13 protein-coding genes are annotated in these 11,920 nt (G+C 65.8%); 10 read left to right on the top strand and 3 right to left on the bottom strand.

What is annotated here, in order from left to right; translation table 11 throughout:
- Positions 1–665, bottom strand: a 665-nt coding sequence (locus P2Q66_RS05275) for a class I SAM-dependent methyltransferase (protein WP_275726151.1), incomplete at its 3' end; no start/stop codon positions are given.
- Positions 666–694: 29 nt separating this feature from the next.
- Positions 695–1,555: a formyltetrahydrofolate deformylase gene (gene purU / locus P2Q66_RS05270; protein WP_115524404.1), complete on the bottom strand. Its 861-nt coding sequence runs from the start codon at positions 1,553–1,555 to the stop codon at positions 695–697.
- Between the two features lie 276 nt (positions 1,556–1,831).
- Here purU and glyA point away from each other — a divergent pair, with 276 nt between their 5' ends.
- From glyA to P2Q66_RS05220, 10 genes are all read left to right on the top strand, one after another.
- A complete protein-coding gene (gene glyA / locus P2Q66_RS05265) occupies positions 1,832–3,130 on the top strand; it encodes a serine hydroxymethyltransferase (RefSeq protein ID WP_275726149.1) in 1,299 nt (432 codons plus the stop codon).
- Positions 3,131–3,133: 3 nt separating this feature from the next.
- Positions 3,134–4,039 carry a bifunctional methylenetetrahydrofolate dehydrogenase/methenyltetrahydrofolate cyclohydrolase gene (locus tag P2Q66_RS05260; protein WP_079595743.1) on the top strand — a complete coding sequence of 302 codons (906 nt, stop codon included), beginning with the start codon at positions 3,134–3,136 and terminating at the stop codon, positions 4,037–4,039.
- 123 nt (positions 4,040–4,162) lie between these two features.
- Positions 4,163–5,140 (top strand): ABC transporter ATP-binding protein, encoded by a 978-nt coding sequence (locus P2Q66_RS05255; RefSeq protein WP_275726146.1) that lies wholly within the window; start codon positions 4,163–4,165, stop codon positions 5,138–5,140.
- Positions 5,133–5,987: an ABC transporter permease gene (locus P2Q66_RS05250; RefSeq protein ID WP_275726145.1), complete on the top strand. Its 855-nt coding sequence runs from the start codon at positions 5,133–5,135 to the stop codon at positions 5,985–5,987. Before P2Q66_RS05255 ends, P2Q66_RS05250 begins: the two co-directional genes overlap by 8 nt.
- Positions 5,984–6,814 (top strand): ABC transporter permease, encoded by an 831-nt coding sequence (locus P2Q66_RS05245; protein WP_079595740.1) that lies wholly within the window; start codon positions 5,984–5,986, stop codon positions 6,812–6,814. Before P2Q66_RS05250 ends, P2Q66_RS05245 begins: the two co-directional genes overlap by 4 nt.
- A 129-nt stretch (positions 6,815–6,943) precedes the next feature.
- Positions 6,944–7,504: a hypothetical protein gene (locus P2Q66_RS05240; protein WP_079595739.1), complete on the top strand. Its 561-nt coding sequence runs from the start codon at positions 6,944–6,946 to the stop codon at positions 7,502–7,504.
- Positions 7,505–7,514: 10 nt separating this feature from the next.
- A complete protein-coding gene (locus P2Q66_RS05235; protein ID WP_275726143.1) occupies positions 7,515–8,348 on the top strand; it encodes an exodeoxyribonuclease III in 834 nt (277 codons plus the stop codon).
- Between the two features lie 24 nt (positions 8,349–8,372).
- Complete coding sequence (gene trpS, locus P2Q66_RS05230; RefSeq protein WP_079595738.1) at positions 8,373–9,416, top strand: tryptophan--tRNA ligase; 1,044 nt, start codon at positions 8,373–8,375, stop codon at positions 9,414–9,416.
- Between the two features lie 4 nt (positions 9,417–9,420).
- Positions 9,421–9,996, top strand: a complete 576-nt coding sequence (locus tag P2Q66_RS05225) for a 2'-5' RNA ligase family protein (protein ID WP_079595737.1) — start codon at positions 9,421–9,423, stop codon at positions 9,994–9,996.
- Positions 9,997–10,054: 58 nt separating this feature from the next.
- Positions 10,055–11,119 carry a YihY/virulence factor BrkB family protein gene (locus tag P2Q66_RS05220; RefSeq protein ID WP_275726152.1) on the top strand — a complete coding sequence of 355 codons (1,065 nt, stop codon included), beginning with the start codon at positions 10,055–10,057 and terminating at the stop codon, positions 11,117–11,119.
- Here P2Q66_RS05220 and P2Q66_RS05215 read toward each other — a convergent pair.
- Entirely contained in the window at positions 11,076–11,846 is a 771-nt protein-coding gene (locus P2Q66_RS05215; RefSeq protein ID WP_079595735.1) for an alpha/beta hydrolase, read from the bottom strand. The two genes, P2Q66_RS05220 and P2Q66_RS05215, sit on opposite strands and share 44 nt — an antisense overlap.
- Positions 11,847–11,920 lie beyond the last annotated feature (74 nt).

Here is an 11,920-nt window from a genome sequence, read left to right as displayed (position 1 = left end):
GTTGGGTTTGGGGTTCGCAAAACAAGGAACTGGTAATGCTGCTTCCAGGCGCCCCGGCCCGGGCCTGACTCGTCACCGGTACCCTCCGGCCAGGTCTGGAAGTGCTCCACCTCGCCGTGTTCGCCGAAGATCCGCCGGACGGTCTCATCACTGCGCCGGCTGAAAAACCGGCGCGGCTCCTCGTCGTCCTCCGGGTTCAGGACTTCCTCATCGTTCCCGGACCACAGTCCGACGGCGATCGGCGCGCCCGGTGCGCTGACCCGCACCAACTCGCTGACGACGTCGTGGATCCGGCTGTTGGGAACGTGCAGGAGCGTGCTCATGGTCCACACGGCGGAAAACGAGTTGTCCGGGAAGGGCAGGCTCCGGCCGCTGGCCACACTGACGTCGAGGCCCCTGCCGCGTGCCAGACGGACGCTCTCACTTGACAGGTCAACGCCGATGTAATGCAGGCCGGCACGCACGAACTCCAGGCCTTCAACGCCCGTGCCGCACCCGAGCTCGAACAGCGAGTGCCGGTGTTCATCCTTCAGCAGTCGGATGAAGCGGTCGCGGCACTGGACACGGTGCGGGGTCATGGCCCGGGTACTGCCAGCAGCTGCCGCCCGGTCATAGAACACGGCGAGGTCGGCCTCGTGGTCGGCGTGCTCCGGAATGCCCTGCACGATGTCCGCCCCGGCTCCCGGAAACTGCGTTAGTTGAAGACCACTGTCCGGTTGCCGTCCAGCAGCACCCGGTGCTCTGCGTGCCACTGCACGGCCTGGACCAGGGTGCGGCCCTCCACATCGCGGCCCATCTGGACGAACTGCTCCGGAGTCCGGGCGTGGTCAACGCGGATGACTTCCTGCTCGATGATCGGACCCTCGTCCAGCGCCGCCGTCACGTAGTGGGCCGTGGCGCCAATCAGCTTCACGCCGCGGGCGTGCGCCTGGTGGTACGGCTTGGCGCCCTTGAAAGAGGGCAGGAATGAGTGGTGGATGTTGATGGCCTTGCCGGTCAGCTCGGTGCAGAGCTCGTCGGACAGGATCTGCATGTACCGGGCCAGGACCGTCAGCTCAATGTCGTGTTCGGCAATGATGGCGCGCAGCTTGTCCTCAGCCTGGACCTTGGTGTCTTTGGTCACCGGGATGTAATGGAACGGGATGCCGTAGAACTCAGCCAGCCCGGCCAGGTCCTGGTGGTTGGACACGATGGCAGGAATCTCAACGGGCAACGTGCCGGAGCGCTGCTGGAACAGCAGGTCGTTCAGGCAGTGGGCGGAGGTGCTGGCCATCACCAGGGTCCGTACTTTCTGGCCTACGGCGTTGAGGCTCCACTGCATGCCGAAGGCCTCGGCCACGGGCTCCAGCGCCCCGCGAAGCCCGGAGGCGGAAGCAGGCGTGGTCACTTCCACCCGCATGAAGAAGTTGCCCGTGGCGGGGCTGCCGTACTGCTGCGAGTCCGTAATGTTGCAGCCTGCCACCAGCAGGGCACCGGCCACCGCGTGGACAATTCCGGGACGGTCCGGGCAGGACAGGGTTACTACGTACGCTTGGTTCAGCAGCTCTTCGTTCACGCGTACAAGCCTACCCGCGCACCGGGCGCCGGTTTTGATACGCTGGAAGCGTCGCAACTGGCGTTGGGTGGCTAACCACCAGGGAGCGGCAATCACGAAGACCACGGATCGTACGCCTGGGCCGAGGGTCATGTCTTGCCGGAAGTGGGGCTGCACTGCGTCAGTGCTGCAGCGCCATGCCCTGCGCTTTCACGCCCTGTCACCGACGCGGTACGAGAGTGCGCCAGCCGGTAGCCTGACCTAAGCAGTGCCCACATCCCTAGCCAGGAGTTTTCCGTGACTACTACAGCCACCTCAACCACAGCCGTCAGCAACCAGCCGCTGGCCGAGCTCGATCCCGAAATCGCCGCAGTCCTCAACCAGGAGCTCGGCCGCCAGCGCGGCACCCTGGAAATGATTGCCTCCGAAAACTTCGCGCCCCGCGCCGTGATGGAAGCCCAGGGCTCCGTCCTCACCAACAAGTACGCCGAGGGCTACCCGGGCCGCCGCTACTACGGCGGCTGCGAGTACGTGGACGTCGCAGAGCAGCTGGCCATCGACCGGGTCAAGGCACTCTTCGGCGCCGAGTACGCCAACGTCCAGCCGCACTCCGGCGCGCAGGCCAACGCCGCAGCCCTCTCCGCCATGATCACCCCCGGCGACAAGATCCTGGGCCTGTCCCTGGCCCACGGCGGCCACCTGACCCACGGCATGAAGCTGAACTTCTCCGGCAAGCTCTACAACGTGGCTGCCTACCAGGTGGAAGAAGACACTTTCCGCGTGGATATGGACAAGCTTCGCGAGCAGGCCATCGCCGAGAAGCCCCAGGTCATCATCGCCGGCTGGTCCGCTTACCCGCGCCACCTGGACTTCGCTGCCTTCCGCTCCATCGCCGATGAAGTGGGCGCCCTCCTGTGGACGGACATGGCACACTTCGCCGGCCTGGTGGCCGCAGGCCTGCACCCCAGCCCGGTCCCGCACTCCGACGTCGTCACCTCCACCGTGCACAAGACCCTCGCAGGTCCGCGCTCCGGTGTGATCCTGGCCAAGCAGGAGTGGGCCAAGAAGCTGAACTCCAACGTGTTCCCGGGCCAGCAGGGCGGCCCGCTCATGCACGTCATCGCCGCCAAGGCCGTGGCCTTCAAGATCGCCGGCACCCAGGAATTCAAGGAGCGCCAGGAGCGCGTCCTGGAAGGCGCCAGGATCATCGCCGACCGCCTGAACCAGGCAGACGTTGCCGAAGCCGGCGTGTCCGTTCTCACCGGCGGCACCGACGTGCACCTGGTCCTTGTTGACCTGCGCAACTCCCAGCTGGACGGCCAGCAGGCCGAGGACCTCCTCCACTCCGTGGGCATCACCGTCAACCGCAACGCCGTGCCGTTCGACCCCCGCCCGCCGATGGTCACCTCCGGCCTGCGCATCGGCACCCCGGCCCTGGCCACCCGCGGATTCGGCGCCGCCGAGTTCACCGAGGTCGCCGAGATCATTGCCACCGCCCTCAAGGCAGGCAGCAGCGCCGACGTCGAGTCCCTGCAGGCACGCGTGGACAAGCTGGCCGCCGACTTCCCGCTGTACCCGCAGCACGAGCAGTGGTAATTTGTGACTGAAACCACGCAGACCGCAAAGATCCTTGACGGCAGGGCAGCCGCTGCCGCCATCAAGTCCGAGCTGAAAGACCGTGTCGCAGCCCTGAAGGCCCGCGGCGTCACGCCCGGGATCGCCACCGTGCTCGTCGGTGCGGACCCCGCCTCCCAGCTGTACGTGTCCATGAAGCACAAGCAGTCCGTGGAGATCGGGATGAACTCGATCCAGCGCGAGCTGCCGGCCGATGCCACCCAGGCGCAGGTCGAGGACCTCATTGACGAACTCAATGCTGACCCCGCCTGCCACGGGTACATCGTGCAGCTGCCGCTGCCCAAGCACCTGGATACCGACGCCATCCTCGAGCGGATTGACCCCGCCAAGGATGCCGACGGCCTGCACCCGACCAACCTCGGCCGCCTGGTGCTCAACGTCAACGGGGAGATCACCTCGCCGCTGCCGTGCACGCCCCGCGGCGTCATCGAGCTCCTGGAGCGCAACGGCTACAGCCTTTCAGGCAAGCATGTTGTGGTGGTAGGCCGTGGGGTTACCATCGGCCGCTCCATCGGGCTGCTGCTCACGCGGCGGGCCGTGAACGCCACCGTGACCCTGACGCACACCGGCACGAAAAACCTCTCCGAGCTGCTCCGGCAGGCGGACGTTATTGTGGGCGCGGCCGGTGCCAAGCACATCGTGAAGGCTTCGGACGTGAAGCCCGGCGCGGCCCTGCTGGACGTCGGAGTCACCCGGGAAACCGACCCGGAGACGGGCAAGAGCAGGGTCCATGGCGACATCGAACCGGCTGCTGCCGAGGTAGCCGGCTGGGTTTCGCCGAACCCCGGGGGCGTCGGCCCCATGACCGTGGCGCTGCTGATGACCAACGTGGTCGAAGCGGCCGAACGCCAGGCCGGCATCACCGGCTAGTCTCTCTCACGCCCGACGGCGGCACGCACCTTGCGCACGCAAGGGGCGGGCCGCCGTCGGACTTTAAGCGCGGGACGGAAGGAGCCCTTCCACAAGCCCGGCACCTCCATTAGTCTGCGGAGGGTGCACAACGAAGCCATCCTGCCCGCCGGCACCCGGCCAGGCAGCCCGCAGCCGTCCGGCACCGTCATCACGGCAGGGAACCTGACAAAGACGTATGGCGGGGTGGCAGCCGTGGACGGCATCTCTTTCACGGTTCCGGCGGGGGAGTCCTTCGGCCTGCTGGGGCCCAACGGCGCGGGGAAGTCCACCACGATGAAGATGATCGGCGGTGTCACCCGGCGCACGTCCGGCAGCCTGAGCATCATGGGGCTCGACCCGGACCAGCACGGTCCTGAGGTGCGTGCCCACCTGGGCGTGGTGCCGCAGCAGGACAACCTGGACGAGGAGCTGCGCGTCCGGGACAACCTCCTGGTGTACGGGCGCTACTTCGGCCTGCCGATGAGCTACCTGAAGCCCAAAGCCGACGAGCTGCTGGAATTTGCGCAACTGACGGACAAGGCAAAGTCCAAGGTCGACGCCCTTTCCGGCGGCATGAAGCGGCGGCTGACCATCGCCAGGTCGTTGATCAACGAACCGCGCATCCTACTGCTGGACGAGCCCACCACGGGACTTGACCCGCAGGCGCGGCACATCCTGTGGGACCGGCTGTTCCGGCTCAAGGAACAGGGCGTCACGCTGATCCTCACCACGCACTATATGGACGAGGCCGAGCAGCTGTGCGACCGGCTGATCGTGGTGGACAAGGGCCGGATCATGGCTGAAGGTTCCCCGGCGCAGCTGATCCGCGAGCACTCCACCCGCGAGGTGGTGGAACTCCGGTTCGGTTCCGAACGCAACACCACCATCGCAACCGAACTGGGAGGCATAGGCGAGCGGCTGGAGGTCCTGCCGGACCGGGTGCTGATCTACGCGCACGACGGCGAGGGCGCACTTGAGCAGGTGGCGTCCCGCGGCCTGCGGCCACTGACATCGCTGGTCCGGAGGTCCTCGCTGGAGGACGTCTTCCTGCGGCTGACAGGCCGGAGCCTCGTTGACTGAGCAGCGGGCGCCGAGGCCGGCCGGGGCACTGCATGCCCACAGCCCGCAGGTGGCAGCCGCAAAGGCCCGGCGCTGGGGAGCGTTCTACCACGCAGAGCAGGTGCTCCGGGTGATGAAGAACTACAGCTGGTCCATCCTGATGTACAGCGTGGGCCAGCCCGTGGCATACCTCTTCGCCATGGGGATCGGCCTGGCTTCCCTGGTGGACAGCCAGGGGGCAGCGGCTTTCGGCGGCGTCAGTTACCTGGCCTTCATTGCGCCGGCGCTGCTGGTGTCCGCCGCCGTGATGACCGCCGCCAACGAGTTCACGTTTCCGGTGATGGCAGGCTTCAAATGGCGACGGACCTACTACGGTCCGCATGCCACGCCGCTGACACCGGAGCAGATCGCGGCCGGGCACATCATGGCCGTGACGCTGCGGCTGCTGGTGCAGTCAGCCATCTACTTCGCAGCCGTAGCCACTTTTGGTGCGTCCTCAGGAAGCTGGGCGTGGGCCGGCATCCTGGTGGCCACCCTGGCGGGGCTGTCCTTTGGCCTGCCGCTTATGGCCTACTCCGCCTCGATCACCGAGGACAAGGGGCAGTTCGCCCTGGTAATGCGGCTCGTCGTCATGCCGCTGTTCCTGTTCTCCGGGACCTTCTTCCCGCTGGACACGCTTCCGCCGGGCGTCCGGTGGATCGGCTGGATCTCGCCCATCTGGCACGGCACCGAACTGGGCAGGGTGGTCAGCTACGGATACCAGGAGCCGCTGCTCCTCACCCTCGTCCACGTCGCCGTCCTGGCCGGGCTCGCCGTCCTGGGCTGGAACCTGACCCGGCGCCGCTTCACCAAAAGGATGGGGCAATGAGCTGGACCATCCGGCAGGGCGCCACCGAGGATGCACGGAACAGGACCTTCGGACCGCTGTACTCGCGCAACGCGAGGGCAGTGATCTCACGCGGCCTGAAGGCTACGTTGGGCGGCCACTGGCTGGTGATGCTGTCCGGCTTCTTCGAGCCTGTCCTGTTCCTGGTGTCCATGGGTGTGGGCATGGGGGCCATTGTGGGTGCCGTGGAAGGGCCCGGCGGCACGCCAATCAGCTACGCCGCCTACATCGCGCCTGCCCTCCTGGCCGTCTCGGCGATGAACGGGGCGGTGTACGACTCAACCTGGAACGTCTTTTTCAAGATGCATTTCGGCAAGCTGTACCAGGGCATGCTGTACACGTCCCTGGGACCGCTGGACATCGCGCTGGGCGAGATTTTCCTGGCACTCCTGCGCGGGATGCTGTACGCCGCGGGCTTTACGGCCGTCATGGGGATGATGGGACTCATCACCACGCCGTGGGCGCTGTTGATGATCCCCGGCTCGGTGCTGATCGCCTTCGGCTTCGCGAGTATTGGAATGGCGATCACCAGCTTCATGAAGACGTTCCAGCAGATGGACTGGATCACCTTCATGATGCTTCCGATGTTCCTGTTCAGTGCCACGTTCTACCCGCTGAGCGTCTATCCGCAGTACATCCAGTGGCTCATCCAGGCCATGCCGCTGTGGCACGGGGTGGAACTGCTGCGCCAGATCAGCGTGGGAACCTTCACTGCGGCAACGCCCCTGCACATCGGCTACTACCTGGTGATGACCGCCGCGGGCATGCTGCTGACCACCATGCGGCTGCGGCAGCTGTTCCTGAAGTAGCGCAGACCCAACCAGGTAGCAGTAACTGCCGTTTTGAGCCCCCAGAGTGACACTTGGCGCTACCTGGTTGGGTGTTCGCCGCCGGTGGAAGCGGCGGGAGCATACACCGGGGTTTGAGACAATGGCTTCATGCAATCTCTGGGCAGCTCCAAGTCATCCTCCAAACCCGCCAGGGGCGGTTTCTCCATGTTCCGCATCAGCGGTCCGGGCCTGATGGTCCTGGTGACGGCGTTTGTTGTCGCCGTCATCTTCGCCGCCAACCAGAACGACGTGGTGGGCTGGGTTGTGGCCGTCATCGCCCTCTTCTGGCTGCTGCTTGCCTGCTTTGTGGTCTTCAGCATCCAGAAGGCGGCCAAGAAGGCCGGCGCCAAGCTGAGCGAAGCCCAGAACGCCTTCACCACGGCTGCCGGCCGCGGACCGTCGTCCTCCGCTGACCACGGCGGCACGCGGGTGGTTTCCGAGCGGAGCCAGGCGGACGAAGTCCGCGACCTCAAGCTGGACCACTCCTTCAAGATTGTCCAGGTGCAGATCCGCGTGGTGGAGGAGGAGCGCGCCAAGGGAGCTGCCGCGAACCAGGACACCATCAACCGTGCCCTTGAAACCATCGAGATTACCGCCACCAATGCGAGGGACATGATCAAGTCCTCAGGCGGCAGCGGGGAGCCGGTCACCGGAACCATCATCGACTAGAGTGGAGCGGGTGAGCTCGGCATTGAAGAAGGACCACCTTCGCATCGCAACCGTCAACGTTAATGGCCTTCGGGCTGCCTACAAGAACGGTATGGCGGCATGGCTGGAGCCGCGCGACGTGGATATCCTCTGCCTCCAGGAAGTCCGCGCCCCTGATGCCATTGTCCGGCAGCTGCTGGGCGACGGCTGGCACATCCTGCATGCGGAGGCCGAAGCCAAAGGCCGCGCCGGTGTGGCCATCGCATCGCGGGAAGAGCCACTGGCCACCCGCAACGGCATCGGTGATGACTACTTCGCCACGGCAGGCCGCTGGGTGGAAGCCGATTTCCGGTTCGCTGACGCTGCCGGGCATCCTGTCCAGCTGACCGTCGCAAGCGCCTACGTCCACTCCGGTGAGGTGGGCACACCCAAGCAGGACGACAAGTTCCGTTTCCTGGACGTCATGAGCACCCGGCTGCCTGAGCTGACCAAACACAGCGACCACGCACTGGTGGTGGGTGACCTTAATGTCGCCCACACTCCACTGGACATCCGGAACTGGAAGGGCAACGTCAAGAAGGCAGGGTTCCTGCCCGAAGAGCGCGCCTACTTTGACCGGTTCCTCGGAGAGGAGATCGGCTGGCAGGACGTCCACCGCAGCCTGGCGGGCGAGATGGACGGTCCCTACACGTGGTGGTCCCAGCGCGGCAAGGCCTTCGACAATGACACCGGCTGGCGCATTGACTACCAGCTGGCCACCCCGGCATTGGCAGCTTCCGCCATCTCCGCCGTTGTTGACCGCGCAGCCTCGTGGGATACCCGCTTCTCCGACCATGCCCCGCTGGTAGTGGACTACCAGCTCTAAGCCCCCTCCGAAAGTTTCCTCCCCATGACTAGCCAGACATCCCCGGCCGCAAAGAAGCGCATCCTTTCCGGAGCCAAGCCCACCGCCGATTCGCTGCACCTGGGCAACTACATCGGTGCCGTCCGCAACTGGGTGGACATGCAGGCTGAGTACGACGCCGTGTTCTTCATCCCGGACCTGCACGCCATCACCGTGGACTTCGACCCCGCGGAACTGGCCAAGCGCACCCGCATCGTCGCGGCCCAGTACATCGCCGCCGGCATCGACCCGGACAAGAGCATCTTCTTTGTCCAGTCCCATGTGCCCGAGCACGCGCAGCTTGCCTGGGCCCTGAACTGCATCACCGGCTTCGGCGAGGCTTCGCGGATGACCCAGTTCAAGGACAAAACCCAGAAGTCCGGCGCGGACGCCGCCACGCTGGGACTGTTCGCCTACCCAACGCTCATGGCCGCCGACATCCTGCTGTACCAGACAGACCTGGTGCCTGTGGGGGAGGACCAGCGCCAGCACCTGGAGCTCACCCGCAACCTGGCCCAGCGCTTCAACACCAGGTTCGGTGCCACGTTCACCGTTCCGGAGGCGACCATCGTCAAGGAACGCGCCAAGATCTACGATCTCCAGAACCCGAGCGCCAAGATGTCCAAGACCGGCGAATCGCCCAACGGCGCCATCCAGCTGCTGGAGGATCCCAAGATCGCCGCCAAGCGCATCAAGTCCGCAGTCACCGACGCCGGCACGGAGATCAGGTTCCACCCCGAAGAAAAACCCGGCGTCTCAAACCTGCTCACCATCTACTCATCCCTGACCGGAAAGTCCGTCGCCGACCTCGAGGCCGAGTACCAGGGCAAGATGTACGGCCACCTTAAGGTGGACCTCGCCGAGGTGGTGGTGGACTTCGTCACCCCGCTTCGGAACCGGACCAACGAGCTGATGGAGGACCCCGCGGAGCTGGACCGGCTGCTGGCCCACGGCGCCGAGCGCGCCCGTGAGATTGCGGCGGTTACCCTTGGCCAGGTGTATGAGCGTATGGGCTTCCTCCCGTCACTCAGCCTCGCAGGAGTCCGCTAGCGCCATGTCATCCAGCGTAGGCGTCATCCTGGGGTTCCCCCCTGACATAGCGGAGGAGCTCCAGCGCTGGCGGGCGTCCTTCGGCGACCCGCTGGCGGACGTGGTGCCGGCACACATCACGCTGGTGACCACCACCCCCACGCATGACTGGGAAGCCACCTGCGAGCACGTCCGCGAGGTGGCCCGCCGGCAGAGCCCGTTCATGGTCACCATTGCCGGCACCGGTACCTTCCGCCCCGTTTCCCCGGTGGTTTTCATCAACGTGGAGGACGGCTTTGAGCAGTGCGTCGACCTGCACGAAAAGCTCCAGCAGGGCCCGCTGGAGCGGGAATTGCCTTTTGCCTACCATCCCCACGTCACCATTGCCCACGACGTTGCCCCCGAAAGCCTTGATGAGGCCGAAACGGTCCTGAAGAACTACAAGGCCACCTTCCCCGTGGTTAGCATGGGACTTTACGAGCACGATGCCGACGGCATCTGGCAGCTACGGGAAGAGCTGGACTTTGGGACCGAAACTGACAACGCCGCCGGCACCCGATTCGCGGACGCCGCCGCGGACACAGCAGCCGAAGCAGGCTGAGCAGCAGCCACTTCCCACTGAACGCGCCCAGCTGCAGCTCGCCGTCATCCGGAAGCGGATGGAGTGGGGCAAGGCACGCAGGGCAGGCGGGGGGCCGTTTCCGGCGCTGATGGCGATGGTCCAATGGATACTTGCCCGGCTCAACGCTCTCCGGCCGATGCGCGCCTTCCGGCACTACAGCCTTCAGCGCGGCCCGCTGATGAGCGCAGGCATTGGCTTCAACATGTTTTTCTCCATCACAGGCCTCCTCACCACGGGCTTTTCCATCGCAGGCCTTGTGCTGCGGGGGCAGCCGGCCCTCCTGGACACCATCATCAGCAGTGTGGCGTCGAGTGCGCCCGGGCTCCTGAAACTGAACGGCGGGGCCGGGCTCGTGGATCCGCAGGACCTGCTGAATCCTGACGGACTGGGCTGGACAGCGGTGATCGGCTCCCTGGTCACTGTGGTCACCTCGCTGCGATGGATTTCCGGAATCAGGGAAGGGCTTCGCGGCGTCCTGGGGCTGCCGCCACTGCTGGTCAATCCCATCCTCCTGAAACTGCGGGATGCCGGAACCCTGCTGCTCCTGGGCGTGGCGCTGGTCATCAGCGCCGGCGCTTCCCTGGTGTTCGGAACCGCCGCCGGGTGGGTTTCGGATTTCCTCCGACTCGACGACGCGCTGGCGGGTCCCCTGGCCACGTCCGTCAAAATCACTGTTCCCCTGGTGCTGGGCTGGGCGACCGCCTTCATCATGTACAGGTTCGCCGCGAGCCTGAAGCTGTCACGCCGAGCGCTGCTGGAAGGCACCATCCTGGCGGCCCTTGGCACGGGCGTGCTCCAGATCTTCAGCACGGAACTGTTGGCCGGAGCCGGCAGGAATCCCATCCTGGCGCCATTCGCCATCATCATCGGTCTGCTGATCTGGTTCAACCTGGTCAGCCAGGTCTACCTGGTGTCGGCCGGTTGGGCGGCAGTGCGGGAGGCCGACCTGCGCAGCGCCCCCACGGGCCATGAGAAGGGCACGTGGGGTGCGCGCCAGGTCCAGCCGGGAAAGGTGCCGGTCCAGCCCGGAAAGGTGTCGGCCCAGCAGGACGGGGGCGCTACTGCCCGGCGTCGAGGTATTGGTCGGCCCAGGCAGCGATAATCCGGGCGGCCCGGGCCGCCTGGCCCTTGCCTGTCAGCAGGTGGTCGCTCCCTTCGAGGGACACAAAGTTCCGCGGGTGCCGTGCCGTCTGGAAGATGGTGCTGGCGTTCTCGATGCCCACAGTGTTGTCCGTGGGGGAGTGGAGCACCATCAGCGGCTTGTGCAGCTGCTTGATGCAGTCCGTGAGGTCGGCGTTTTCGAGGTCCTCCACGAAATGCCGCCGGATCTCCACGCGCTTCCCGCCAAGATCCACCTCGGCGCTGCCTTCGCTGAGGATCTTGTCCAGCGCAGCGTCAAAAACGTGCGCCACGTGCTTGGGCGAGAAAGGGGCGCCAACGGTGGCTACGGCGTCGAGCTCCGGGATCTCCCGCGCCGCCGCCAGGACGGCCGCACCGCCGAAGGAGTGCCCCACCAGCAGGGAAATCTGCTTTCCCTCGCTGCGCATGAACTCTGCCGCCTTCACCGTGTCCGCAACCTTGTGGCTGAAGGAGCCCGCTGACCATTCGCCGGCGGATCCGCCCAGCCCCAGGTTGTCGAAGCGCAGCATTCCCACGCCGCTGTCCGCCAGCGCCTTGCACATCCGGGACGCGGAAGGGGCGTCCTTCCCCAGGGTGAAGCCGTGCGAAAAGACGCCCCAACCCTTCACCGGTCCATCCGGCACATCGATGATGCCGGAGAGCATTTCACCGGTGGACCCGGCAAAGGAGACTTTTTCGGAGCGGGACACGGCGTCCCCTTTCGTTTGGTACGAATGGCTGTGGGCCCACGCCCGCCGGGTTCCCTGGCCCAGCTTGCGAGGTG

It is taken from the genome of Arthrobacter sp. Cr_A7 (assembly GCF_029222765.1).
Lineage (GTDB): Bacteria > Actinomycetota > Actinomycetes > Actinomycetales > Micrococcaceae > Arthrobacter.
Note: the sequence above shows the minus strand (reverse complement) of the source record. Positions and strands in the feature narration are given on the sequence as shown.